This is a genomic window from Actinopolyspora sabaoui, from assembly GCF_051225635.1.
Lineage (GTDB): Bacteria > Actinomycetota > Actinomycetes > Mycobacteriales > Pseudonocardiaceae > Actinopolyspora.
In genome coordinates this window covers 153,466-178,039 of sequence record NZ_JBMIHH010000006.1, presented here as the reverse complement: position 1 = coordinate 178,039, position 24,574 = coordinate 153,466, and the positions used below count along the sequence as shown (strand labels likewise).

Annotated in this window: 24 protein-coding genes; 16 read left to right on the top strand and 8 right to left on the bottom strand. The window is 66.7% G+C overall.

The features are described from left to right. Positions 1-43 precede the first annotated feature (43 nt). Both ACOQFL_RS13220 and ACOQFL_RS13215 read left to right on the top strand, forming a co-directional pair. On the top strand, positions 44-1,087 hold the full coding sequence (locus tag ACOQFL_RS13220; protein ID WP_435544435.1) for a CPBP family intramembrane glutamic endopeptidase: 1,044 nt from the start codon (positions 44-46) through the stop codon (positions 1,085-1,087). 337 nt (positions 1,088-1,424) lie between these two features. Further along, positions 1,425-1,949 carry a YflT domain-containing protein gene (locus tag ACOQFL_RS13215; protein WP_092625778.1) on the top strand — a complete coding sequence of 175 codons (525 nt, stop codon included), beginning with the start codon at positions 1,425-1,427 and terminating at the stop codon, positions 1,947-1,949. Positions 1,950-2,244: 295 nt separating this feature from the next. Here the strand turns inward: ACOQFL_RS13215 and ACOQFL_RS13210 are convergent, their stop codons facing one another. The 3 genes from ACOQFL_RS13210 to ACOQFL_RS13200 form a co-directional block, all read right to left on the bottom strand. Then, positions 2,245-3,063 carry a CAP domain-containing protein gene (locus ACOQFL_RS13210; RefSeq protein ID WP_435544434.1) on the bottom strand — a complete coding sequence of 273 codons (819 nt, stop codon included), beginning with the start codon at positions 3,061-3,063 and terminating at the stop codon, positions 2,245-2,247. A 916-nt stretch (positions 3,064-3,979) separates the two neighbouring features. Further along, complete coding sequence (gene corA / locus ACOQFL_RS13205) at positions 3,980-5,065, bottom strand: magnesium/cobalt transporter CorA (RefSeq protein WP_435544433.1); 1,086 nt, start codon at positions 5,063-5,065, stop codon at positions 3,980-3,982. Positions 5,066-5,636: 571 nt separating this feature from the next. Then, positions 5,637-6,065, bottom strand: a complete 429-nt coding sequence (locus ACOQFL_RS13200; protein ID WP_435544432.1) for an NUDIX domain-containing protein — start codon at positions 6,063-6,065, stop codon at positions 5,637-5,639. Positions 6,066-6,210: 145 nt separating this feature from the next. Here ACOQFL_RS13200 and ACOQFL_RS13195 point away from each other — a divergent pair, with 145 nt between their 5' ends. From ACOQFL_RS13195 to ACOQFL_RS13175, 5 genes are all read left to right on the top strand, one after another. Then, positions 6,211-6,372: a hypothetical protein gene (locus ACOQFL_RS13195; protein ID WP_175530102.1), complete on the top strand. Its 162-nt coding sequence runs from the start codon at positions 6,211-6,213 to the stop codon at positions 6,370-6,372. A gap of 159 nt (positions 6,373-6,531) precedes the next feature. Next, the gene (locus tag ACOQFL_RS13190; RefSeq protein WP_435544431.1) at positions 6,532-7,104 is read left to right on the top strand and encodes a PH domain-containing protein; all 573 of its coding nucleotides are present in this window, start codon (positions 6,532-6,534) and stop codon (positions 7,102-7,104) included. A gap of 194 nt (positions 7,105-7,298) precedes the next feature. After that, positions 7,299-8,177: a PHP domain-containing protein gene (locus tag ACOQFL_RS13185; protein ID WP_435544688.1), complete on the top strand. Its 879-nt coding sequence runs from the start codon at positions 7,299-7,301 to the stop codon at positions 8,175-8,177. An 81-nt stretch (positions 8,178-8,258) separates the two neighbouring features. Continuing rightward, a complete protein-coding gene (locus tag ACOQFL_RS13180; RefSeq protein WP_435544430.1) occupies positions 8,259-9,092 on the top strand; it encodes a RecB family exonuclease in 834 nt (277 codons plus the stop codon). 3 nt (positions 9,093-9,095) lie between these two features. Continuing rightward, positions 9,096-9,554 carry a hypothetical protein gene (locus tag ACOQFL_RS13175; protein WP_435544429.1) on the top strand — a complete coding sequence of 153 codons (459 nt, stop codon included), beginning with the start codon at positions 9,096-9,098 and terminating at the stop codon, positions 9,552-9,554. Between the two features lie 300 nt (positions 9,555-9,854). Here the strand turns inward: ACOQFL_RS13175 and ACOQFL_RS13170 are convergent, their stop codons facing one another. Together ACOQFL_RS13170 and ACOQFL_RS13165 are read right to left on the bottom strand one after the other, a co-directional pair. After that, positions 9,855-11,063, bottom strand: coding sequence for an Rv3212 family protein (locus tag ACOQFL_RS13170; protein WP_435544428.1), 1,209 nt, complete (start codon positions 11,061-11,063; stop codon positions 9,855-9,857). Positions 11,064-11,267: 204 nt separating this feature from the next. Continuing rightward, positions 11,268-12,896 (bottom strand): DEAD/DEAH box helicase, encoded by a 1,629-nt coding sequence (locus tag ACOQFL_RS13165; RefSeq protein ID WP_435544427.1) that lies wholly within the window; start codon positions 12,894-12,896, stop codon positions 11,268-11,270. Between the two features lie 746 nt (positions 12,897-13,642). Here ACOQFL_RS13165 and ACOQFL_RS13160 point away from each other — a divergent pair. Both ACOQFL_RS13160 and ACOQFL_RS13155 read left to right on the top strand, forming a co-directional pair. Then, a complete protein-coding gene (locus tag ACOQFL_RS13160; protein ID WP_435544426.1) occupies positions 13,643-14,362 on the top strand; it encodes a ferritin-like fold-containing protein in 720 nt (239 codons plus the stop codon). Positions 14,363-14,608: 246 nt separating this feature from the next. After that, positions 14,609-14,833 carry a DUF3107 domain-containing protein gene (locus ACOQFL_RS13155; RefSeq protein WP_092625792.1) on the top strand — a complete coding sequence of 75 codons (225 nt, stop codon included), beginning with the start codon at positions 14,609-14,611 and terminating at the stop codon, positions 14,831-14,833. A 146-nt stretch (positions 14,834-14,979) separates the two neighbouring features. Here ACOQFL_RS13155 and ACOQFL_RS13150 read toward each other — a convergent pair whose 3' ends face one another. Then, complete coding sequence (locus ACOQFL_RS13150) at positions 14,980-15,330, bottom strand: DUF4873 domain-containing protein (protein ID WP_435544425.1); 351 nt, start codon at positions 15,328-15,330, stop codon at positions 14,980-14,982. A gap of 209 nt (positions 15,331-15,539) precedes the next feature. Continuing rightward, the gene (locus ACOQFL_RS13145) at positions 15,540-16,271 is read right to left on the bottom strand and encodes a TetR/AcrR family transcriptional regulator (RefSeq protein WP_435544424.1); all 732 of its coding nucleotides are present in this window, start codon (positions 16,269-16,271) and stop codon (positions 15,540-15,542) included. 76 nt (positions 16,272-16,347) lie between these two features. Here ACOQFL_RS13145 and ACOQFL_RS13140 point away from each other — a divergent pair, with 76 nt between their 5' ends. The 3 genes from ACOQFL_RS13140 (at position 16,348) to ACOQFL_RS13130 (ending at position 18,729) form a co-directional block, all read left to right on the top strand. Next, the gene (locus tag ACOQFL_RS13140; RefSeq protein WP_435544423.1) at positions 16,348-17,247 is read left to right on the top strand and encodes an AurF N-oxygenase family protein; all 900 of its coding nucleotides are present in this window, start codon (positions 16,348-16,350) and stop codon (positions 17,245-17,247) included. Continuing rightward, positions 17,244-18,155 (top strand): alpha/beta fold hydrolase, encoded by a 912-nt coding sequence (locus ACOQFL_RS13135; protein ID WP_435544422.1) that lies wholly within the window; start codon positions 17,244-17,246, stop codon positions 18,153-18,155. Before ACOQFL_RS13140 ends, ACOQFL_RS13135 begins: the two co-directional genes overlap by 4 nt. 214 nt (positions 18,156-18,369) lie before the next feature. After that, the gene (locus ACOQFL_RS13130) at positions 18,370-18,729 is read left to right on the top strand and encodes a hypothetical protein (protein WP_435544421.1); all 360 of its coding nucleotides are present in this window, start codon (positions 18,370-18,372) and stop codon (positions 18,727-18,729) included. A gap of 123 nt (positions 18,730-18,852) precedes the next feature. On the opposite strand, the gene ACOQFL_RS13125 is transcribed toward ACOQFL_RS13130, so the two are convergent. Continuing rightward, positions 18,853-19,488: a TetR/AcrR family transcriptional regulator gene (locus ACOQFL_RS13125; RefSeq protein WP_092625802.1), complete on the bottom strand. Its 636-nt coding sequence runs from the start codon at positions 19,486-19,488 to the stop codon at positions 18,853-18,855. Between the two features lie 440 nt (positions 19,489-19,928). Here ACOQFL_RS13125 and ACOQFL_RS13120 point away from each other — a divergent pair, with 440 nt between their 5' ends. From ACOQFL_RS13120 to ACOQFL_RS13105, 4 genes are all read left to right on the top strand, one after another. After that, positions 19,929-20,909, top strand: a complete 981-nt coding sequence (locus ACOQFL_RS13120; RefSeq protein WP_435544420.1) for a DUF3152 domain-containing protein — start codon at positions 19,929-19,931, stop codon at positions 20,907-20,909. A 292-nt stretch (positions 20,910-21,201) separates the two neighbouring features. Next, positions 21,202-22,404: an adenylyltransferase/sulfurtransferase MoeZ gene (moeZ, locus tag ACOQFL_RS13115; protein WP_435544419.1), complete on the top strand. Its 1,203-nt coding sequence runs from the start codon at positions 21,202-21,204 to the stop codon at positions 22,402-22,404. A gap of 470 nt (positions 22,405-22,874) precedes the next feature. Next, positions 22,875-23,681 (top strand): TIGR02569 family protein, encoded by an 807-nt coding sequence (locus ACOQFL_RS13110; RefSeq protein ID WP_435544418.1) that lies wholly within the window; start codon positions 22,875-22,877, stop codon positions 23,679-23,681. 44 nt (positions 23,682-23,725) lie between these two features. Further along, positions 23,726-24,553 (top strand): uroporphyrinogen-III synthase, encoded by an 828-nt coding sequence (locus ACOQFL_RS13105; protein WP_435544417.1) that lies wholly within the window; start codon positions 23,726-23,728, stop codon positions 24,551-24,553. Positions 24,554-24,574 lie beyond the last annotated feature (21 nt).

The window sequence follows — 24,574 nt, the reverse complement described above, 5'->3', positions numbered from 1 at the left end:
CGCACCGTGACGCCCCCGAATCGAGCTCTCCTAGGATGCTGTTGTGTCCGATCCCGCTGCTTACCCGTCCCGGAGCGGTGGGGGCGCCCGAGCGGCGCCCCCACCGCTTCCCCCACCGCCGAAACCCGGCTTCCCGGCTTCGGTGCCGGAGGGAACACCCTTCCACCTGCTCGCGCGCAACTCGGCCCATCGCTGGTGGCGTCCCGCCGTGGCGCTGCTGGTGCTGCTCGGGCTGACCCTGCTTGCCTTGGTCCTGGCAGCCGTGCTGTTGGTCGGGATGATCGTTTTCGCGGGCCCGTGGGGAGCGCTGAGCATCGCGCTGCCTCCGGGGCATCTCTTGGAAGTGCTCTCCTCACCACTGTCGACCCTGTTCCTGAGTTTCGCGGCGCTGATCGCGCTCATCCCTCCGGTGGCGCTGACCGCACGATGGGTGCAGCGACGTGGCTTCGGCAGCGTGGTCGGGGTTCTCGGGATGCCCCGGATTCGCTGGCTCGGCGAAACGATGCTCTGGGCGCTGCTGGTGTTCGGCGTGCTGCTCGCCGTGATTCTCACGCTGCAGCTGATGTCCGGTGCCCCGATGCCCGCTTTCCCCGGCTGGCGACGCTATCTGGTGGTGGCACTGTTGGCCGTGCTAGTGGTGCCCGCGCAGAGCGCGGCGGAGGAACTCTTCTTTCGCGGTCTGCTGCTGCAGACGCTGACGGCCTGGTTCCGGATTCCCTGGCCGGGGATTCTGTTGACCTCGCTGGTGTTTCTGCTGGGGCACGGCTACACCGACCCGCTCGTTTGGGTCGAACTCTTCCTGATGGCCACGAGCATGTGTTGGCTGAGTATCCGAACCGGAGGTCTGGAGGCGGCTGTCGCCATGCACACCGCCAACAACGCTCTGAGTCTGCTCGTCGCCGGACTGAGCGGGGTTCCCAGTACCCAGCAGGCGGGGGACTACCCGGTGATCCAGGTGATTCCGATGATCGTCGCTGTGCTGCTCTTCACCTGGGTGGTCGATCGTCGAGCGGTGCGTCGCGGAGTCGGAACCGTTGTAGGTGGACGAGTCCGGATCAATCCGCTCACCCTCATGCCGCGTCACTGACCGTTGGGGCCCTCGCGGTCCGCACCGTGCCGCTCACATCAGAAGCGGGGCACCTCGAAAGCCGACCATCGCGGCCTCGATTACATCAAGAGCGGCCGATTCGTCACGGACCGACCGGAGCGGCGGGGAGATCATCACGGGCGCTGCCCGCCGCAGCGGGCGAGGTAGACTGGCGGTGAAGGGACATTCGGCAGGTTTCGGGCCGTGTCGCGGTGAGAACCGGGCCGTACGAGCCGGGATCAACGTGGTTCGGCCATCGGAGCAACCGGTTGTGCCCCGGTGAACAACACTGACGACGCTCCTGCGCAGGACGTCGGTCTCTACGGAGGTGTCTACGGTGAGCAGCCTGTTTCCCGGCTCCGCCCGGTCGGCTCCGGGGCTTCCCAGCTTGCCCACCCCGCCGACTGGCTGGCCGATCGGCTCCTACGGCACGTACGAGGAGGCGCAGCGTGCCGTCGACCACCTCGCCGACAACGATTTTCCGGTGCAGGAAGTAACGATCGTCGGGGTCGACCTCATGCTGGTCGAACGTGTCACGGGACGGTTGAACTGGGCAAGGGTGCTCGGTAGCGGAGCGCTCTCCGGAGGTTGGTTCGGACTGTTCATCGGGCTGGTGATCAGTATTCTGACGGTGCAGAATCCCTGGTTCGGTCCGGTGCTGGTGGTGCTGGCGGCGGGGATCGTTTTCGGTATGGTCTCGGCCGCGATCACGTACGCCTCCATGCGCGGCCGCCGTGATTTCTCCTCCTCCAGCCAGGTCGTGGCCGGACGCTACGACGTACTGAGCCAACCCAGCCACGCCGAACAGGCCCGGGACATGCTGGCTCGGCTCGCCATGGGTGGTCAGGCTTCGCAGCAGTGACCTACCCACTCGATGGCGTTCCTGGCCGCGGCGAGAGCAGGCGAGAGGTTCCGCCACGGGAACGGCCGTGAGAACCGGGTCGACGAGTTCCTACCGTCGGCCGTCCGCGTGTGCCACACAGGTACCGGGGAGACGGGAGGTGTCGGCGCGGCAGTGCCGACACCTCCCGCCGGGACGACGCTCGGCTGTCCGCCGTCTTTCGGTTCCCGTGAGCCGACCCACGCTCGCGCCGTACCGCGTCTCGCTGTGACGCCGGCTCGCAGGGGAACCGGCCCGATGTCATTCCGGTCCGATGTCATTTCGTCGAGTCGGTTTTACCGAACATCTGGGTCCAGTAGTGGGTCCACCGGCTGTCCCGGTCGCTGGCGTATCCCACACCGAGCTCGGTGAACGAGCAGTTCAGGATGTTCTGCCGGTGTTCCGGACTGTTCATCCACTGCCGGAACGTCTTCGCCGCGTCGGCGTTGCCCGCCGCCACGTTCTCTCCCACGTATACCGAGGGATAGCCCGCTCGTTTGGCACGATTAATGTGATCGGCACCGTCGGTGCCCCGGTGACCGAGATAGTCCTGCCGGGCCATCTGCGCGCTGTGTCGCCGCGCGGCATCGTTCAGCGTCTCGTTCAGCCGCAGATCCGGGCAATCGGCCCGGCCGCGCGCCTCGTTGGTCAACCGGAGTATCCGTTCGGCCTTGTCGAGACCGTCCGCCTCGTCGGGCTCGGCAGTGTTCCCGGGGCGCTGAGCCTCACCGGAAGGCTGAGTCTCTCCGGAAGGCTGGGCCTCACCGGGCCTGTCGATCTCATTCGGATCGTAGGTGTCCCCGGGCTTGTCGGGCCGTTCGTTCCCGCTCGTGTTCTCGGTTGTTCCGGGAACAGCGGAGTCACCGTTCCCGTTCGGTGGTTCGAGCTGGTCGATCTCGTGGGGGTCGTAGAGCTCGTCGTTGCCGTCGATCCTGTCGCTACGCTCCGGCTGGGGGGCCTCCTCGGTGTAGGCGATTCCCTCGGCTGGCTTGGTTGTTTCGGCATTGTGTTGCTCGGCCGGGGCCAACTGCCACCCACCGAGCAGCAGTGTCAGTGGTGCGGCGGCGAGCAACAACCGTGGCGGTGTCCTGACCATATACAACTTCCGTCGTTCACCTGTGCTGACAACGAAAGTTGTACCGCATCTACGTGCACATACGGACCGAAGCGGCTCCGCCGGGGGATAACCGGCGCCGTATTTTCACCCGGAGGGGGAATGGTTGCATTCCCGGCAGGCATACTCGTGAGACGTGTTCGCACAGCTCGACGAGCACCCGGACCGACGGCTCGGAGGCTCTCTCGAAGGGTGCGTTCCCGTGGAATTCTTCGGCTGAGTGGTTGCGGTTTCCCCGGAACTCGTCTCCGAGGAAGTTTCAGAGTTGACTCGCGATGATCACGAACAGCGTGAGAATCCAGCCGTTGATCAGTGTGAACAACAGGGCGAGCTTGTTGGTGACCAGACGGGGCATGACGGTACTCCCATTGTGCAGATCGAAACGATTTCCGTGCCCGGTACGAACCGCCGGGCGAACGGGATTCGCCGCACGATGTGGCCCGTGGTGCCTCCCGGATGAATCAGTACGCCGCGGCCTCACCGCGCGCGAGTGTGGGAGTCACGTGCCACATCGCGCCGGGTTTTCGTTCGTGCCGGACGTTTCGCCCCTCTCGTGGCGCGGACGACGTCGCTGCCCGCGCGGTTGCCGGCCGTGTCGGTTCCGAGATCCGTCCGCACCGAATGTGTCGCACGATTCCCTCCCAACCACGATCTTCGAGTCCGTGGAACTCACGGAACGGTTTTTACGGGTTCGGCAGCGATCCCCTCGACTCGCCGCACGAGGTACCGTCGGTCCGGAGCCGGCGGCACCACCATTCGTCCGATACGAGCGGTCCGGTGGCTCTCCAATGGAGTACCCGACGGAGGGCGCTCGTGGTGGCTTTCTTTTTCGTCGGCAGGGCGCAACTGGCCCTGCCCGATGTGTCGTTGTCGATTCGCGGTTCGTTACCGCTGTGGGTCACAGCCAGTTGTTCTTACGGAATATCTTGAACAGCACCACGCAGCACGCCATCATCACCAGCAGGGTCACGGGATAGCCGAACGCCCAGTCCGTCTCCGGCATTCTGTCGAAGTTCATCCCGTATATGCCCGCGATCATGGTGGGGGTGGAGATGATCGCCACCCACGCGGAGATCTTGCGCATGTCGGTGTTCTGCTGCAGCGTGATCTTGGCCAGTGTCGCGTCGACCAGGGTCGTCAGCAGCTCGTCGAAGGAAGCCACCCGTTCAGAGACGGTGGCGAGGTGGTCCTCCACGTCGCGGAAGTAGGACCGAACCTGCTCGGCGACGTGCGGGGTGTAGCCGCCCGCGAGCCGTTGCAGTGGCTGCGAGAGCGGCATGACCGCACGACGTAGCTGCATGACCTCGCGCTTCATCAGGTAGATCTGTTCCGCGTCGATACTCGTGCGCGGCGCGAAGACCTCGGTCTCGATCGAGTCGATGTCGTCCTGGATCGACTCGGTGACCTCGAGGTAGCTGTCCACCACGTGGTCCGCGATCCCGTGCACCACAGCCGACGGTCCGAGGGCCAACTGCTCGGGGAACTCTTCGAGCTCCGTCCGCACGCGGGTGAGCGCTGCCTGGCTGCCGTGCCGCACGGTGATCACGAAGTCCCGGCCGAGGAAGATCATGAGCTCACCGCTCTTGACGATCTCGCTGTTGGTGGCCCTGGCTCGGTCCGGTACGTACCGCACCGTTTTGAGCACCATGAACAATGTCTCGTCGTAGCGTTCCAGCTTGGGGCGCTGGTGCGCGTGCACCGCGTCCTCGACGGCGAGCTCGTGCAGCCCGAAGGTGTCGGCGACCCCGTTGATCCGGTCCTGATCCGGCTCGTGCAGTCCGATCCAGACGAAGCCGTTCCGCCTGTTGCGGACCTCGGCCATCGCGTCCTCGTAGGACCATTCACCGGGCAATCGCTTGCCCTCGACATAAACGGCGCAGTCCACGACCGAGGCGGAACGAGCCGTGACGGCCGAGACTTTTCGGGAACCGCGTTCACCGCGGCTGATGCGGTTACGCAGCCCCAGATTGGGCAGACTTGGCACGGTGGGACCTCCGGGCGGGATTTCGTGGCTGTTCCGTGACACCCGGATTCGGTGTCAGGTGTGCGCATCCCCACCCGTTCCGGTAAATCACCGGATATCGGTCCGGTTGATCATCCGTGAACCGCGGCACGCTCCGAGCCGTGCCGACCGAATCGCTCGGTGGGGATGCGGCCGATACTGCACGGCAGTGCACTGTCCGCACTGCTTGAGCCGCCGGCAGTGTCTGGCACTTATCCTCACCTCCGTTCGGTTCGACTGCGGGTCCGAGGTCGGTGACCGACCACCCGTGCATCCTACTCGTCGGTCAGCGTGGTGTCCGAAGCGGTGTGGGCCGCGGGCCATTCGATTATCAAGCGCACAACCGCTTCGGGCGGTTCGACGGTTCGGCAGCGGTTCTCGCGACGCCCGCCCCGGATTGCATAGTGCGGCAACCCGTCGTTTCGAGTGAAATTTGGAGGTTTCTTGGCGGAGTGTCGATCAATGTGGTTACCCCCGTTGTTGGGGTGTTGTCGACAACATGTGTGCGCCACGATCGCCACGTCCCCCGATAAGGGGTTTCTCGGGCTTCGGATCAGACTTCGCGAGGCAAGCAGTTCCACTGCGCCAGCAGCTCCGCCAGTCCCTCGGTGAGCGCTTCGGACCGGTGCAGTGTGGCGAATGTCGCATGATCGGTCCACATTGCATCAGTAGCGTCGTCACCTGGAACGATGTCCGACTCTGTCACACGGCAGGAGTAGTCGACTATGTCGTAGGTGTAGTGTGATCCCGATCGCGTCAGCCGCCCCACCACCGGACCGATCGTCGCCGGCAGCCCCGTCTCCTCCGCGATCTCACGCCGCAGCGCCGCCTCGTCGTTCTCGCTCTCCTCGACCTTGCCTCCCGGAAGCGACCACTTGCCCTGACCAGGATCGTTGGCTCGCTTGATCAACAACAACCGGCCGTATCGGTCGTGTATCACCGCCCCCACGCAGCGGATCACCATGTTCCCGAAGTCCGTCATGGACACACAGGGTAGTGAATTCGATGCCGGTTCCCATCCACTGACCCAAGTGCGCTAAAAACCTGCCGTACAGGCGATGAGTGCGGTACAACGGATCAGCAGGTGCCAGCACTAATACAGGTCAGATCAGACGGGGTGCGTGACAGTGAACATCAAGAAGATCCTCACCTGGGCCGGGATCGCGTTCCTGCTGTTTTTCCTCATCTCCGCGCCGAACGAGGCCAGTGATGTCGTCGACGGCATCCTCGACAGCCTGCGTCAGTCCGCGGAGGCGGTGATCACGTTCATGCGCAATCTGTTCCGTTGAGTGAGACGTTCTTCTCCGGGCGGGGCATCGGCCGAACGGCCAACGCGCGACCGGTGAAGAGCCGCACAAGCGCACAGCCCGGCTCGGGGCCGTGACTGGCACTGTGAACACCGTGATCGGTCCCGGTCGGGAAAGTCGAACCACGCGAGGGTGGTGGCTATGTTCGCACCACGGGATCCGGACGAGTACCTGCTGGAGACCGAGCGACGGGTTATCAGAGTGCGCAGGCACTGGGCCTGTCTCGTGTGGGACATCTTCGAGGCCGCCGGTTTGCTCGCGGGCTTCATGATGATCTCCTACCTGTTCCCCGGAGGGAGCTGGCTGCTGCAGAATCTCCTGTGGTATGCGGGTCTCTTCGTGCTGCTGCGATTCGTCTACCAGGTGCTGGACTGGTACGTGGAGCGCATCGTGGTAACGGACAAACGATTCATGATCACCGAGGGCATCCTGATGACGTCGGTGCAGATGATGCCCGTGACCAAGGTCACCGACCTGACCTATTCCCGTAGCGTTCCCGGTCGGGTGTTCGGATACGGCACGCTGATCGTGGAGTCCGCCGGACAGATTCAGGCCCTCAATCGCATCGAGTACCTGCCCAACCCGGAAGAGGTGTTCGACGCGATCTCCTCGCTCGTGTTCGGCGAGAAGAAGGCGCAGCAGGATCGTTTCTCGATGCTCAAGGCCCGGCGTGCCGCCGTCGGCCGAGGAAGGACCAAGGTCAAAACCGAGTAGCGCGAACCGGAAGGTCGGCCATCCGGGAGTTCGTTGAGCCGTTTTCCGGAAGGCGACGGAACGTCTCGTCCCCACGGGCGATGGTTCGATCGTTCGGCCGGTGCTCCGCAACCGGCCGAGCTGTTCCGGTTCACGCGTTCGAGCCGGGAAAGTGATCGGACGGCCCGTGTCGAACGGAGCCCGTATCGGTCACACTGGTGGACGTGCGAATCGATATGCACGTCCACTCCAATGAATCCGACGGCACCGACACGCCCGCCGGTGTCGTGCGAACGGCGGTGGCGGCGGGGCTGGATGTCGTGGCCCTGACCGATCACGACACCTCGGCGGGTTGGGCGGAAGCCGAGCAAGCGGTGCGCGAGTCCGCCCCTCCGGCGCTGCGGCTGGTGCCCGGAGCGGAACTGTCGTGCGAAAGCTCCGACGGTCGGGGTGGCACCGTCACCGTTCATCTGCTGGCATATCTGTTCGACCCCGATTCACCCGCCTTGCGGGACGAGCAGTTGCGGTTGCGGGCCGAGCGGCGTGGACGCCTCGAACAGATGGCCCGGCGAATGGCCGAGGACGGATTCCCGGTCGAGCCCGAGACACTGATGGCGGGGCTACCGCCGGACTCGCCGGGGGGACGTCCCCATCTGGCGCGGGCGCTCGTCGAGGCGGGCACCGTGAGTACCGTCACCGAGGCCTTCGACAGATATCTGGGTACCCACGCGCCCTACTACATGCCGCGCACCGACACGCCGGTTGAACGCGCTATTCGCATGATCGCCGATGCGGGCGGTACCACCGTGCTGGCGCACCCCTTCGCGGTCAGCAGGGGACAGACGGTTACCGCCGAAGTGATCACCGAACTCGCGAGTCACGGCCTGCGTGGTGTGGAGGTAGAGCACCCCGACCACGACGAATCGGCGCGGCAGCGGTTGCGTGAGCTCGTCGCCGAACTCGGTCTGGTCCCCACCGGTGGCAGCGATTACCACGGTACGAACAAGAGTATCCGCATAGGCAGCGAGAACACCCCGCCCGAGTCGCTGGATCGGCTGCTCGGCGACTGCACCGGAAGCAAGATCATCGGTTAGTGGGATCCCACCGCTCCACTTTCCGGCGACACGCAACCCGCCCGGATCGTGGCAGCGAGGCGGCTGCGTAGTGTGGAACTCGTGCAGGGGCAACTCGCTTTCGACGGGATTCCGGAACGGCTCGTGCGGGTCACGCCGGCCAAGCTGACCACTTGGTCGTCCTGCCCCCGGCGATACCGGTTCAACTACGTGGACCGTCCCCAACCGGCGCGGGGGCCCGCGATGGCGCACACCACATTGGGAGCGGTGCTGCACAACGCGCTGCGCGCCTACTACGAACTGCCCTCCGAACAACGTACGGCTGCCCGCCTGCGCGAACTGGTCAGCCGGTACTGGAAATCCGACGGGTTCGCGGGAGCGGAGCAGTCGGCGGACTACCTGGCACGAGCCCTGGACTGGCTGACCGAGTACGTCGAGCGGGACCGCGCCCGGGGGGAGCCCGTCGGAGTCGAGAAGTGGGTCAGCGCTACGGTCGGTACGATCATCGTGCAGGGGCGAGTGGATCGCATCGACGAGCGCGGCGGTGAATTGGCGATCGTCGACTACAAGGCAGGCAGGAAACCTCCCGATGTCGACGCCGCGCGGAATTCGTTACCGCTCGCGCTGTATGCCCTGGCCACTCAGCGCATGCTGCACACCCGATGCCTGCTGGTCGAGTTGCACCACCTCCGAACCTCGGAGATCGTGACATGGCGACACACCGCCGACTCGCTGGCCGAGCACCGGCAACGAGCCGAAAAGTCGGCCCGCGAGTCCCGCGACGCGGCTACGGCGGTCGCGGAAGGGGCCGATCCGGACCGGGTCTTTCCGGCGCGCCCCGGTGCGCAGTGCGCGGGGTGTGAGTTCCGGCGGCATTGTCCGGAGGGAACGCGTGCCGTGCCCGAAATAGAGCCCTGGGCCCTGCTGGGGGAGTGAATCGTGCGACCGACCGGAGCCGACGAGAACGGAGCGATGCGGGCATCAGCTGACCGAGGTGCCGACGAAGTGACCACACGCCCGCGAATCGCCGCCGGAAAGTATCGGGAAAGCACCGAAGAGTACCGGGAAAACGCGAACCAGGCGACGGACGCTTTCCACATCGGCGATGACGCCACCCGACTCGGAGCTGTCGGCAGGGCGTTCCGCGGTTTGACGGGAGCGCTGACCGCGGGGCTGCTGGTGCTCACGGTCGTGCTCGTCGGGGTGCAGCTCTGGGGTAGTGGTTTGGGAGGAGTCGGTCCCGGCTGGCAGATGCTGTTGGGGCACGGCCTGGCCTCCGCCGCCGCGTTGTTGCTGCAGCTCGTGGCGGACCGGGGGAGGAGAGCGGTGGCCTTGTGGGGCTCCCTCGCGGCCATGCTGGTCGTGATCGGAACTCTCACCTACTGGTGGTGGCTTTAGCCTTACTCCGTGCGGCTCGTTCTTCGGGGCGGTGCGGGTGGCGGAACCTCTCGCACGGCTCTCGCTGCGGGGCCGGCGACATCGGGTAGCGACCTACACAACGTCTCCGGCGTCCTCGCGAGAGCCGCACGGGAGAACCCGCGGCGGTGCCGACTGCGGGAGTGGTGGGAGCTCGGTCCGCGAGCGTGGCCGGGGTTCGCCCTGCGGGAGTGGTGGGGGTTCGGCTCCGCGTCACAGCAGGGCGGCGATTTCGCGGGAAATCGAGGAGATGCTGCCGCGCCGTAGAGCATCAATTCCTCGTCATCGGTAGGCGAAGACGGTGTCCCCACGCTGCTCCAGCACCACGCTTCCCACGGCTGCGACCCTGACCGGTTCCGTTGTGCTCTCCCGCTCGATCGGGATCTCGTCGAGCTTCTCGCCCGTCGCGGAGTCGTGCACCGCCAGGCCACCCTCCACTGGCACCAGCCGGCTGTCGGCCATCGCCGCGGGCGTGCCCAGGGTGTCCCGCACGGTCCAGCGCGGGCGCAGCGTGCTTTCGTCGAGCGCTATCGTGTCTCGACCGGTGTACCAGTAGGTTCCCGCCGAGTCCGAGGTCGCTTCCACCGGAACGGATGAACCCCGATCCGGGGTGAGACCGAGACGGACGTCGTAACTCGCACGGCGTTTTCCGGACATGTCGTAGATCACGAGCTTCGCACTGTCCCGCAGCACCACTGCGATCCGTTCCCGGCTTACCGCCACCACGCCTGCTCGCTCGCCCCCGAGCAGGGTCGTCATCACTTCCTCGGGTTGTTCGCCGTCCTCGGGATTCGCTTTGAGTACGGTCAACCGGTCCCTGGCCGAGCCCGCGCACTCGGCGATGACCGCGACCCTCCGACCACCGACAGCCGTTCCGGAGTAATCACAGTTCGGACGGGTCAGGTTGTTGTCAGGGTTCTTGATGTCGGTGGGGATGCCGTACTGCTGGGTACGAACCATGTCCGAGCGCCACGTCTCGAACAGTTGCTTTCCGGTGGCTGTCACGTAGTTTCCGTCGGACAGCAGCCGAGTTCCGAAGCCCACGTCGGAGTTACGTTGCGGACCGCGTGCACCGTCGGAGCCTCGCAGTGTGGTAACCGCGCTGCAGTTGTGTGCCGTGCGGTACACCGCGATCGCGTTACCCCATTCGGAGCCCACCGTGCACAGCTCCCGCTCCCGGCTGTAACGCCAACGGATCTCACCGCTAGTGGGGTCACGGCCCACCACCGCACCGTCGTTCCCCGTCACCACTGCCGGCCCCGCGACGACGGGGTGAGGGGTCGCCGAGCTCGGGGCCCGCCATATCGGGTTCAGTTCCTTCGGCACGGTTCTCGCGCTCGGCGCAGGCTCGATCGGGCGGTCGGCGGTGTGCAGCTCGGTCGCACGGGCCGAGCTGAACCACCAGAGCGTTCCGGCGCCACTCAGCACCGCGAAGGTGAGCAACAGTGTCACGGCGATGTCGCTCTTCGTGCGCCGTTCAGGCCGTACCACGTCGCTCCCGATCGCTCGTTGCTACGACAGTTCCGTCCCGTCGAGACTAGTAGGACGTCGTCGGCTCGGTTCTCGCGGTGCACGAGCGCGCGTACCCAGCGGCGCCGTGTGTCCGGAGGGCGGCCGGTGGGGGCGCACCCGCCGCAGAGATGGGGCGCGGCTGTGGGAGTCCGGGAGCCCCCGCGGCGGGTTCGTGGTGCGGGCTCACTGACCGGAGGAGCCCGCCACCTCCTCGGTGCGGCTCTTCGTCGGGGAACCGCGTCGCGTCCGGTTGCGCCTGCGCGCCGGTCGCTGCGAGTTCTGCTGCCCACTGTCCGCCTCGGAGGAGGACTCGGACTGGTTCACCGTCTCGTCGACCGGCTTGCCTCCCCGGGTACGACGCCGCTTCCGCCGTGCGGGCCTGCTTCCGGCATCCTCGTTGTTCTCGGCGCGGCCCGCTTGCTTCTCCGGCCGTCCCGAGCCACGGTTCCTGCGCCTGCCCCGGTTGCTTTTACCGCCGTCGTTTTCCTCCGCCTCGGACGCCAGACCGGTCCGGGTGCGCATCGACAGCGGTAGCCTGCCGCCGGCGTCGGAGGGAATGTCGAGATCCTCGAACAGGTGGGCCGAGGTGGAGTAGGTCTCCACAGGCTGGGGCATGTTCAACCCGAGTTCGGTGTTGATCAGTTGCCAGCGACTCTCCTCGTCCCAGTCCACCAGCGTTACGGCCACCCCGGTGCGCCCGGCACGGCCGGTTCGCCCGATCCGGTGCACGTAGGTCTTCTCGTCCTCGGGACACTGCAGGTTGATCACGTGGGTCACGCCCGCCACGTCGATGCCGCGCGCGGCGACGTCGGTCGCCACCAAAATGTCGATCTTTCCGCTCCGGAACGCGCGCAGCGCCTTCTCCCTGGCGGTCTGCCCGAGATCACCGTGCACCGAACCCGCGGCGAAGCCCCGTTCGACGAGTTCGTCCGTCAGTTTTTGGGCCGAGCGCTTGGTGCGGCTGAAGATCATTGTCAGCCCGCGGTCGCGCGCCTGCAACGTACGAGCCAGCAGCTCCGGTTTGTCCATGGCGTGCGCTCGGTAGACGAACTGGTGGGTCCGTTCGTGTACCGCACTCTCATCGGCCTGCTCGGCCCGGATCTGGGTCGGCTGGTGCAGGAAGTCGCGAGCGAGTTTGATGATCGCGTCGGGCATGGTCGCGGAGAACAGCATCGTCTGACGCTGTTCGGGAACCATGCCCAGAATCCGTTCGATGTCGGGCAGAAAGCCCAGGTCGAGCATCTCGTCGGCCTCGTCGAGCACCAGGGTCTCGACCTTGCCGAGAACGAGGTGTTGCTGCTCGGCGAGGTCCAGCAGTCTGCCGGGAGTGCCGATGACCACGTCCACGCCCGAACGTAGTCCTTCGATCTGCGGTTCGTAGGGCCTGCCGCCGTAGACCGCGAGACTGCGCACCCCGAGGTAGCGCGCTGCCGCTTCCAGATCACGCGTTACCTGCATGCACAGTTCCCGGGTGGGCACCACGACCAGTGCCTGCGGGGTCCCGTCGCCGGGCAGCCGCATTCGTTGCAGCAGGGGGACGCCGAACCCGAGAGTCTTGCCCATCCCCGTTCGGGCCTGCCCGATCAGGTCCGCTCCACGCAGCGCCAGCGGCAGGGTCATCTCCTGGATCGTGAAGGTGCGTTCGATACCCGCTTCGCGCAGCGCACGCGTGATCTCTTCGTTCGCGCCCAACTCGGCGAAAGTGGGGCTGTTCGCGTTGACCGCCGTTTCCGGTTGCGTCGCGTCCCGCTGTTCGGGGGAGTCCTGCTGCTCAGCTGTGGCCCCCGCACCGGAGTGATCGGGCTCGGTCACCTCGTCGCCGTTCGTCAGAATAATCGCCTCTCTCGTGCTCGCCCACACCGTGTTTCCGCAGGCTGTCGCTTCGATGCCTCGGCCTACCGACGGGTGGCGATATCGGTTTGTGACCACACTCGGACTCGGGGGTCGGGACGAGGGCCGTTTTCGGCCGCCCGATTCCCGGCTCCTGCCCTGCCGAGGTGGCGAACTGTCTCGGCGCCCGGTCCGCCTCGGCCCGTGGACCCGTACGCGCCGCGCGTGTCACGGAGTGCGAGCGAGGGCCGCTCGTTCTCACGTGGCCGCGTTCGCCGAGCCGTGATCGGGCCGTGTGCCCGGTGTTCAACCGGCACATCGGGCGGTGGCTGCCCACTTCGGTCCTGCAGCGAGGTGGTGGTGTCCGTACGCGGAGTGTTCCGCCGGTCGGGCCGATAACCTCGGGCCCCTGCCACCGGTGTACTGCCAACCGGGGCGGTCCACCGACGAGCGCCGTCCTCGGCCACTCGCGGGATCGGCTGCCGCCGTCACGGTCTCCGCCTGACGCCAATAAACCTCCCTTCACGGAAGCCTACCCGTTTTCCCATACCCTGCGGGCTCCGGATGGCGAACGCCACCTCTTGCATAACCGGCGCGGATGCGTTAATGAACGTGGGATTCCTCTCGTTGTCCGAGGTGAGGAGGGGTTCGGGATCGGCGTTGCTCCCGACACGGCGGAAACCGTTCCGTGATCCCGCATCTCGTGCGGGAAGCGGTACGCTCGCGGCATGAGCGAGGCTGAGCACAGCGTTGTGGCTTCCGGAGTGGCGGACTCCGAGGGTGCGGCGGAGTCCGAGGAGCCGCATGCCGAGTACAACGAAGGGGTGAAGGATCTGCTCGGCGCGTTGGCTTACGGTGAGCTCTCCGCGTTCGACAGGCTGGCCGAGGACTCCAGGGAAGCCCCCACCCTGACAGGTCGAGCGGCCCTGGCGAGCATGGCCGCCGCCGAGATGGGGCACTTCCGGTTGTTGGAGGAACGGCTCGCGGTCCGGGGGGTCGCGGTCGAGGACGCGATGCGTCCGTTCGCGAGTTCCTTCGACGCGTTCAACGCCTCGACCGCGCCGCACTCCTGGTTGGAGTCGTTGGTGAAGGCCTATGTCGGGGACGGGCTGGCAGCCGATTTCTATCGCGAGGTCGCCAACTGGCTCGACGAGGAGACCCGCGATCTTGTGCTGACGGTGTTGTCGGACACCGGCCACTCGGCCTTCGCGGAGCGGGAGGTCTCGGCCGCCTGCGCCGAGGACGAGACGCTGCGGGACAAACTGACACTCTGGGGGCGCAGGCTGCTGGGGGAAGCGGTGACGAACGCGCAGTGGGTCGTGGCCGAACGGGACGCGCTCGCCGAACTCATCATCAGGGGCTCCGGGGACCTCGCGGGGATCGGCTCGTTGTTCCGCAGGTTGCAGAACAACCACAACAAGCGAATGTCCCGGCTCGGGTTGGGCTGATCGTCGAACCGGGTGCGGGTGCCGCGGCGGCGGTCTTCGGTGGGGGCCCGTGCCGTGTCCCTCCCGAATCTCGGTCGGGGACGGTGCCGGTGTTTCGTGCCGCGCCGCTGCGCCTCCGAGGTGATCCGTGCCGGGGATCGTTCCGCCTGGTGCCCGGTGGAGCAGATAGTCTGTGGTCAACGCGGTAGACAGCTACGAGTGCACAGCTACGGCAAAAGTGCACAGCTACGACAGGGAGGCAGTGACGTGGAGGTCAAGGTCGGCGTCGAGGGCTCGCGCGAGCTCACGCTGAACAGCGGTCAGTCTCAGGAGGAAGTCGAGAAGCTGGTTTCCGAGGCGCTGGGTAGCGGCGAGGGGCACCTGCGGATCGACGACGAGAAGGGTACGCGCTACATCGTGCCCAGTGCCAAGATCACTTACGTCGAGATCGGCGCTTCGGAGACCCACCGCGTCGGTTTCGGAGTGGGTTGATCCGACCCGTCCGGGTGTGATCGTCGACACTCCGGTGCGTCGCGATGGCGACACACCGGAGTGCTCGAATGCTTTCCCGGTTTCCCGAGGGGCCGTGCGGTCCGGGTCGAGCCGTTTTCCGAGGGAGCGTGGGGCTCCGGCGCCGCTCAGTCCGTCTCGTCGAGTTCGACCAGCTCCGAGTCGATCGGGAACGGAGGCCGCCCCACCCCGGTGACGCGGTAGCGGTTCCACGGGTCGGGCTCGGAAAGGGTGGCCACGGCATCGCCGTGCGGGGTGCGCAGCACCACCTCTGCCCTACGGCCGTCCACGAACTCGTCCAGTTCGCCGCCCGCCGCCCGGCCGTACCAGCGGAACCTTCCGTCGATGGGCTGGAAGTTGCCCCGCAGCACCACCTCCACCTCGGCCTGTCGTTCGGCGGTGAAGACCACGGCGGAGCCGTTGTAGTCGTCGTCGCCGTGCTCCTCGTCCCGTGGTGGTTCCTCGACCCGTTGTGCCATCCGATCGCCCTTCGTTCCGTTGGCTCGAACCGGTGATTCGACCTGTCCGATTCCCGTGTTGCTCTCTGGCGGGGACCTCGCTCTCACCGCGCGGTGGCCGCTCGATCTCGCGGTGGCCGCGGCGACGCTCGGTGGAAGCTCCCCCGCTGGAGTTCCGCCGCTGGAGTTCCGCCGGTGCGTATTCCGCGAGTACGAGCGGAAGATCCCGTTCAGTCCGCGTCGTCCTCGACGAGCCGCAGCTGCGGGACGATCTCCAGCGGTTCGTCCGGGTCGATGACGATGCCCCCCGCGCGCAGCACCCCGTCGATGGCGAACCAGATGATCTTCGTCAGGTAATCGGTGAGGTCGTCCCGGCTCATCGAGTGCCGGTCCAGCCACCAGTCGCCGCTGGCCTGCACCATTCCGACGAGACCGTGACTCCAGGCCTCCACCCCGCCCGAATCCAGTTCCAGGCTGCGCATGTACTCGCCCAGCAGGCGGGACAGCGAGTTGGCTATCACCGTCTTCTCGGTGGTGACGGGATCGGTCTGCACCGGCCTGTCGGCGAAGTTGCGCCGCACCACGAAGCGGTACAGCTCCGGGTACTCCTCGATGACCCCCAGATAGGTGCCGATGATTCGGCGAATCCGTTCGCGGGCGCTGCCCTCCTGCTGCAGGGTCGGGCTGATCCGCTCCATGAGCAGATTCGTTCCCCATTCGCCGACGGCGAGATACAGATCGCTCTTGTCGCTGAAATGTCGGTACAGCACGGGTTTGCTCACCCCCGCCTCGGCGGCGATGTCGTCCATACCGACTTCCGCGCCGCAGTCGCCGATGGCCCGAACGGCGGCCTCGACGAACTCGGCTCGTCTGGCCTGCCGGTGTCCGCGCCAGCGTTCCCTGCGGGCGTCGCCGTGGCCCGTTGATTGCTTGGCCTTGACAGGCCGGGAGATCTGGCTCACGCTACCCAAGGTAGCTGTTACTTGCCGTAACACGCAATTGTCCGCAGGGTTTCCCTCCGAAAGGTGACCAGCGATCATGACCAAGGTTCTCCAGGTCAACGACAGGGAAAAAACGGCTTCCCGATTACTCAAGTCATCGGCCAAGAACAGCTACGACCCCGAGGTCGACATCGACTGGGACGCGCCGCTGGCGCAGGATCAGCCCTACATTCCCTTCCACCGCAGTACGCTCTACGGCACTCGAATCTGGGATCGGCTCACCGAGCAGCAGCGCGTCGAACTCACCAAGCACGAATTCGCCAGCATCGCCTCGAACGGTCTCTGGTTCGAAGTGCTGCTGATGCAGATGCTGCTCAAGGACTTCTACAACCGGGATCCGCGCAGCAACCACGCCCAGTACGCGTTGACCGAGGTGGCCGACGAGTGCAGGCACTCCACCATGTTCGCCAAGGCGTGCGACCGCATCGGCGCCCCCGCCTACGGGCCGGTCCGGATCCTGCACGCCGGTGGCAGGGTGTTGCCCGCGATCCTGAAAGGCCCCTCGGCCTATGCCTCCATTCTGGTCGCGGAGGAGATCCTGGACCGGGTGCAGCGCGACCAGATGTACGACGAGCGGGTGCAGCCGCTGGTGCGGATGGTCAACCGGATCCACGTGATGGAGGAGGCGCGGCACGTCACCTTCGCCCGCGAAGAGGTCACTCGCGGGATGCGGGAGTGCAACGCCGCCCAGCGCGCCTACCACCAGTTCATGACGGCGCTGGTCGGGTTCTGCATCGTCAAGGCACTGATCAATCCCAGGATCTACAAGTCGGTCGGGCTGCGTCCCAGAGACGCCTACGCGGCGGCCATGACCAACCCGAACTGGCTGGAGACCGTGCGCTGGAGCGGTGAGAAAATCATGGCGTTTCTGGACGAGGTCGGCCTGATCGGCAAACCCGGGATGGCCCTGTGGCGAAAGGCTGGACTGATCCGGTGACAGCGCAACGGCTCGAACAGCGCACACAACCGCTGCGCACTTCCGACGGTACGCGGCTCGCGGTGGACGAGAGCGGCGACCCGGACGCGCCGGTCACGGTGGTGCTGATCCACGGCTGGACACTCACCCGACACACCTGGGATCGGGTGACCGACCGGTTGCCCGCGGCTGCCGGGAGGCCGGTCCGGATCGTGCGGTTCGACCACCGTGGGCACGGTGACTCGGATCCCTCGCCCGCGGGAACGGCGACCATCGCGCAATGCGCCGACGATCTCGCCGAGGTGATAGCGGACCGGGTTCCGGAGGGACCGATCGTGCTGGCCGGTCACTCCATGGGAGGCATGACCATCATGGCGCTCGCGGAGCGGCACCCACGGCTGTTGGCGGAGCGGGTCAGCGGTGTGGCGCTGGTTGCCACTTCCAGCGGTGGGCTCTCGGCCCCCGGGCTGCGGCTGCCGGACCCGCTCGCCAAGGTGTTCAACGCGGGGGAGCGAAAGCTGCGAGCCGTGCTGGCCCGTTCGTCCGCGCGCAGGGTCAGTCCACGTTCGGCGTGGATGCGCCCCGGCCTGCGCTGGCTGCTGTTCGGCAGCCGTCCCGCCGCGGCCGATGTCGCCGAGAGCGCGGACTGGGTGGCCGGTTGCCATCCGGCCAGCTTCGCCGGTTTCCGGCAGTCCCTGGCCGAACACGAACGGGGAGCCGCGCTGGCGGGACTGCCCGCTGTGCCGACCGTGATACTGGCCGGGCTGTCCGACAGGCTGTGTCCGCTGCCGCACGCGCGCCGCATGTCGGAGGAACTGCCCGAAGCGGGGTTCTACCTCTACGGCGGTGCCGGGCACATGCTCCCGATGGAACGGGCCGACGAGGTCACCGACCGCATCGCCGACGTCACGAGAGCAGTGCCGGTCTGATCCACGGCGGACGGTTCCCACGGTTCACCGGAGCCCGCGAGCACCGGGACGCGCGGCGGGGCACCACCCCGCCGCGCTCGTGATCGGGTGATTCCGGTCCGACATTCGGTACGGTGGCCAACGGCGGTACCCGTCGGTGGGGCCACTCGTCGCTCGGTTCGAGTCACGAGCGGCCCCGCCGTTCGGACTGAACCAACCGGTTGAAAGGACTTCCGTGGGACAGCACACCAGCGGTACTCATCATCACGGTTACGTCGAGGACGCGCCGTTGAACCAGGCGATGTCCGCCCACGAGCGGTTGTCCCGGCTCGACGCCGTGGAGATCCTGCACACCCCGGACGAGGTGGCGCAGTGGTTGGCCAGCACGCTACGTGCCGCGATGGGTAAATCCGAGGCAGAGGTCGCGTTCGAGGACGAGTGGGACCAGTGGGTCAAATACGCTCATTCGGGCGAGACCATCACCACCGGCCTGCTGCGGGGCCCCACCATAAGCGCCGTGTCCGTTCCCGAGGCCGAGTGCCGTTGCGCCTCCACCCCGTTGGTGCCCGTCGGAGGCAAGAAGCGCAGTCGGTGACACCGGCACTCGGTGCTATCGGCCGTGGCGGGTGCGGGGAAGCGCCGGGCGCTGTTCCGCCGACCCGGCATCCCACCACAGCCGACCCGGCACCCCACCACACGAGTCCCGCGGGGACCTCGGTCAGCCCTGTTGCAGCGGGAAGCCCGCCAGTCCCTTCCAGGCCAGGGTGGACATCAGGTGCACGGCCTCGTCCCTGGAGATGGAGCTGTTCGAGTCCAGCCAGTCGCGTGCTGTCACCTGGCTGAGGCCCACCAGGCCGACGGCCAGCAGCCGCGCCCGTTCGTTGTCCAGCCCCGCGTCCGCGGTGACCGCCTCGGCCACCGCGTCTATGCACCCGGAGGAGGCCTTCTCGACCGCCCGTTCCACCGCGGGTTCGCCGCGCAGGTCCGATTCGAAGACCAGTCTGAAAGCCTGGTCGTCCCGGTCGACGAACTCGTAGAGAGCCGCTACCGAGGCACGCACCCGCTGCTTGTTCTCGGAGTTGGACTCGATGGCTTCCCTGACCCGGTTGACCAGCTCGGCGCCGTGGGTCTCCAGCAGCGCGAGGTAGAGCTCCAGTTTGCCGGGGAAGTGCTGGTACAACACCGGTTTGCTCACGCCCGCGCGTTCGGCGATGTCGTCCATCGCCGCGGCGTGGTAGCCGTTGTTGACGAACACTTCCTGAGCCGCGGAGAGCAGCTGTGCCCGCCGCGCGTCGCGCGGAAGCCGTACCCCCCGAGCGGGCTGATCGGTGCTCTGCTGCGCGGTCTCGGTCATTTGAAAGCCTCCACCGAAGGATGTCGACCCGGCGGTCGTGTGCGTGTCGGGCTCCCCAACTTTACTTGTCGGTAGAGCGGTTGTGCCGGTTACCTGATCGGCTTATCAGTACTACCCGCGCCTCGAATCCACGAGGGGGACCGCCGGGTTCCCGCTATTGATCAGTGAATCACCTTCGGCAACCGCGTCACCGCGCCATCGGTTCGTCCCTGTACGGATCCCGAACACGCCGAGACTCGCCGAATGTCCCGGCGTCGCAGGTCAACTCGCATAGTGTGGCAACCTGAACGGGGTAAGTGCGAGGCCGGGACCGGTGGTGATCCCGCCACGCCGAAACGGGTGATCGTGGCTGTTCGATGCCCGCTCCCGCGGCGAGGGCCGAAGGGGTCACCGAGTGATCACCTCGACGAACGAGGTAACGAAGTTCTACTAGGAGTCCAGTGAGATCCGGGAAAGGTGGGCGGCACAGGGGGGAGCCCCTGACGGCGTCCTGGCAACCGCGGCCGGAAGAGGACACCGCGGGCGATGGGTCCCGCCGCAGGGGCGGCAGCCGCCGCGCTCGTCGCGGATGGTCGCGCTACGGCTGGGGCATCTACGCGATTCCCGTGTTGTTGGTGCTGACCGTTTTCGCGGTGTTGCGGGTTCCCGGAGGCGATTCGGGTCAGGACCGGCGAGCGGAGTCGACGGGGAACTCCTCCTCCGACGACAGAGCCGCCGTCGTCACCGAGGGGAACAAGGGCCGTAAGTTTCCCGACGACATCCACTCCGCGAAGTTGCCGCCGGGAGCGCCGATCCCCAAACAGGGAAGTGGCACGTTCCGGGTCGTACCGGGCAGCACCGGTCCGGCCGGTTCGGGCGAGTTGTATCGCTACGCCGTCGAGATCGAGGAGGGAGTTCGACTCACCGAGGGCAACGATTCCTTCGGACGACTGGTGCAGCAGACCCTGTCCGATCCGCGCAGTTGGACCAACCCTCGTGGCGGCAACATCTCGGTGCAGCGGGTGGGGCCGGACGGTCCCGAACCCGATTTCCGGGTGACCCTGGTCAGCCAGAACACCGCACGCGAGGTGTGCGGCTACGGGAACGGGCTCCCCTACGACTCCTCCTGCCACATTGAGGGGCGGGCCTATATCAGCACCGCACGCTGGGTGCGTGGTGCGATCGCCTTCGACGGCGACATCGGCACTTACCGGCGCTACGTCATCAACCACGAGGTCGGCCATTTCTTCGGCAACGATCACGTACCCTGCGGTGCGGACGGCGAACTCGCACCGGTGATGATGCAGCAGACCTTCAGCCTCTCCAACGACGTGCTGCACCGGCTCAACGAGCGAGTCTCACAGGGCACCAAAATTCCCGCCAACGGGTTCGTGTGTAAGCCGAACGCGTGGCCCTTCCCACTGGGGAACAAACCGAACTGAGCCCGCGTTGGACCGCCGGGCGGGAACTCGTCCGCGAGTGGCGCCGTGGTTCACCGCGGTGCGTGAATCCCGACGCGGCCCGGGTTTCGGTTCCGGCGTCGCCCGCCCTCGAACCGAGGCGTCCCATTTCCTGGGAACGGTTTGGGGGCGGGAAGACCATCGGCCAGGCTTGCGTTACACGGAGCGAGAGCGCGGTTGGCACCGGCCGGGAGCATCCGGGACGAGACACAACCGCCGAACGGAAACGGCCGTACATCGCCGTACATCCAGGCAACGGAGGAGGAGCTGGGAGATGACCGGCAACACATCCCCACAGGGCTCCGATGGCGGCGGGACCACGCTCCCGCCGCTGGTGGAGCCCGCCGCGGAACTGACGAAGGACGAGGTGGCGCGCTACAGCCGTCACCTGATCATCCCGGACGTCGGGATGGTGGGTCAGAAGCGGCTCAAGAACGCCAAGGTGCTGGTTATCGGAGCGGGCGGTCTCGGCAGCCCCGCCTTGCTGTACCTCGCCGCCGCCGGGGTGGGCACGCTCGGTGTCGTGGAGTTCGACGAGGTCGACGAGTCGAACCTGCACCGCCAGATCATCCACGGCCAGTCCGACCTCGGCCGTTCCAAGGCCGAGTCGGCACGTGACTCCATCGCCGAGGTCAACCCGTTCGTCAAGGTCAACCTGCACCAGACCAACCTGACCTCCGACAACGCGCTCGAGATCTTCGCCGACTACGACCTGATCCTGGACGGCACCGACAACTTCGCGACGCGTTATCTGGTCAACGACGCGGCGGTGCTGCAGGGCAAGCCCTACGTCTGGGGCTCGATCTTCCGCTTCGAGGGCCAGGCCAGCGTGTTCTGGGACGCCTACGGCCCGAACTACCGTGACCTCTACCCCGAGCCGCCGCCGCCCGGGATGGTGCCCTCCTGCGCCGAGGGCGGTGTGCTGGGCGTGCTGTGCGCCTCCATCGGGTCGATCATGGTCAACGAGGCCATCAAGCTCATCACCGGTATCGGTGAAACCCTGCTCGGCAGGTTGATGATCTACGACGCGCTGGAGATGAGCTACCGCACGGTCAAGATCCGCAAGGACCCGAACGCGGACAAGGTCACCGAGCTGATCGACTACGAGACCTTCTGCGGAGTGGTTTCCGACGACGCGCAGCAGGCCGCCGCGGACAGCACGATCACGCCCCAGGAGCTCAAGGACAAGTTCGACTCCGAGCAGAAGTTCGAGTTGATCGACGTCCGGGAGCCGCACGAGTACGACATCGTGCACATCGACGGGTCCAAGCTGATCCCGAAGGACCGGATCCTCTCCGGTGAAGCACTGGCCGAGCTGCCGCAGGATCGCCAGATCGTGTTGCACTGCAAGTCCGGGGGCCGCTCCGCCGAGGCGCTGTCGGCACTGCACAAGGCGGGCTTCTCCGACGCGGTGCATGTCGGTGGTGGTGTGCTCGGGTGGGCCAATCAGGTGGATCAGAGCCTGCCGACATACTGATCGAAGGTTTTCTTCTCGCCTTGCCGAGGTGTTTCCGTGGCGGAACCTCTCGCACGGCTCTCGCTGCGGGTGCCCCGACATCGGGTAGCGACCTACACAACGTCGGGGCCGTCCTCGCGAGAGCCGCACGGGAGAACCCGCGGCGGTGCCGGCCGCGAGGGTGGTCCGAGTTCGGCTTGCGAAGGGTGGTCGGGGCTCGGCCTGGGTCGTTCGGGCGCGGCGATTTCGTGGGAAATTGACAGTCACGGGGCCGCACCACCCCGGTGGCACGGCGATTTCGTGGGAAATTGACACCGGCCCGTCCCCCGGGCCGCCCCGGGACTCAGGACGGAGCCGGGTCGGCACCGGGACAGCGGCGCCGCGTGGAGGTCGCGGAGCTCTCCCGGTGGCTCGGCTGGATCGTGTCGAATCGTGCTGTTGATCGGAGCGTCTGCGACTGTGCGAACTCGAGTACGGGTAGCGTTTGGCGCGTGAGTGCTACGGCCGAGCCCCCTCCCACGCACGTGCGTGCCGCCTTCGGCGCGCCGGGGGAGGACGTCGAACTGCTCGAGGGTGGTCTCGCCTGGCGTTGCGGCGCCGACGGGGATGTGCTGATCAAGCCAGCCACGGACACCGCCGAGGCAGCCTGGGTGGCGCACGCACTGGACACGCTCGATCCGGAGGAGACGCGGGTCGCGCGGCCGCTGCGGTCCACCGACGGCAGGTGGGTCGTTTCCGGCTGGTCGGCGCGCCGCGACATGGCGGGACGCCCGGAGCCGCGCCACGACGAGGTCATCGCCATGTCGCTGCGGCTGCACACCGCGAGCAGCGTGCTCGACAGACCCAGGCTGGTGGAATCCAGGCAGGACATTTACGCCATCGCCGACCGAATGGCCTGGGGCGAGACCTACGTGTCGCTGTCGCCGGAGAAGGGCGGGCGACTGTTCGACGTGCTGGCCGCCTCCCGTAGGGGCGTTTCGCTGCGGCCGCAGGTGGTGCACGGCGACCTTTTCGGGAACGTGTTGTTCTCCGGCAACGCGCCGCCGGGGCTGATCGACTTCGTGCCCTACTGGCGTCCCCCGGAGTGGGCGGCCGCCGTGGTGGTGATCGACGCGATGGCCTGGGGAGGATCCGATCCGGCCATAGTGGAGCGTTGGTCCCATCTGTCCGAGTGGCCGCAGATGCTACTGCGGGCGTTGCTGTTCCGGCTGGCGCTGCACGCGCTGCATCCGCGGGCGACGACGACTTCACTCGGAGGCCTGGAAACCGCCTCGCAGACCGTGTTGGAACTGCTCTAGGAGAGCACGGGAATCCACCGGCAGCCACGTGGGAGAATACGGGTGTGGACTCGACCGCACCGGAGCCGTTGCGCGGCTTTACCGTGGGTATAACCGCGGAACGCAAGGCTGACGAACTGGCGTCGCTGCTGACCAGGCGGGGTGCGCGAGTGGTGCACGCTCCGGCGATGCACACCGTGCCGCTGCCACAGGACGGCGAACTGGCCGCTTCCACCCGCGAAGTGCTGGCAGGCGACGTGGATTTCGTGGTCGCCTCCACCGGGATGGGTTTCCGGGGGTGGATGGAGGCCGCCGACGAGACGGGCGACGGCGAGGCGCTCCGTCGGCACCTGGCCACCGCGACGCTGCTGGCACGAGGCTCGAAGGCGACCGGAGCCATCCACGGTGCCGGGCTGCGGACCGAGTGGAGTGCGCCCTCGGAGGAATCCGGCGAAGTGCTGCGGTACCTGCTGGACCACGAGCTGAGCGGCAGACGCGTGGTGGTGCAGGTGCACGGGGACCCCATGCTTTCGTTCCGGCAACGTCTCACCGAGGCGGGCGCCGAGGTGATTCCGGTGATGGTCTACCGCTGGACCGACCCGCTCGAACCGCACAAGCTGGACGAGCTGATCGATAGCACCGTCGCCGGTGAAGTGCACGCCCTGACGTTCACCAGTGCCCCGGCCGCCGCCAACCTGTTGGGCAGAGCCGAGCGCGACGGGCGTTTCGAACCGCTGCGAAACGCCGTGCTCGACGGTGTGCTGCTCGGATGTGTCGGCCCCGTCACGGCCGCCCCGGTGGAGAAGGCCGGTTTGCCCTACGTGACGCCGGAACGTTCCAGGACGAGTTCGTTGGTGAAGCTGCTGACCGAACGGCTCTCCGGCGGTTCCTGACCGTTTCCTCGGGTGCGGCGG

Excerpts from the sequence above, each read along its gene's own strand:
- ACOQFL_RS13210 (WP_435544434.1), bottom strand. The coding sequence starts at position 3,063 with ATGGTCAGGACACCGCCACGGTTGTTGCTCGCCGCCGCACCACTGACA.
- ACOQFL_RS13200 (WP_435544432.1), bottom strand. The coding sequence starts at position 6,065 with ATGACGGACTTCGGGAACATGGTGATCCGCTGCGTGGGGGCGGTGATA.
- ACOQFL_RS13190 (WP_435544431.1), top strand. The coding sequence starts at position 6,532 with ATGTTCGCACCACGGGATCCGGACGAGTACCTGCTGGAGACCGAGCGA.
- ACOQFL_RS13160 (WP_435544426.1), top strand. The coding sequence starts at position 13,643 with ATGAGCGAGGCTGAGCACAGCGTTGTGGCTTCCGGAGTGGCGGACTCC.
- ACOQFL_RS13150 (WP_435544425.1), bottom strand. The coding sequence starts at position 15,330 with ATGGCACAACGGGTCGAGGAACCACCACGGGACGAGGAGCACGGCGAC.
- ACOQFL_RS13140 (WP_435544423.1), top strand. The coding sequence starts at position 16,348 with ATGACCAAGGTTCTCCAGGTCAACGACAGGGAAAAAACGGCTTCCCGA.
- ACOQFL_RS13125 (WP_092625802.1), bottom strand. The coding sequence starts at position 19,488 with ATGACCGAGACCGCGCAGCAGAGCACCGATCAGCCCGCTCGGGGGGTA.
- moeZ (WP_435544419.1), top strand. The coding sequence starts at position 21,202 with ATGACCGGCAACACATCCCCACAGGGCTCCGATGGCGGCGGGACCACG.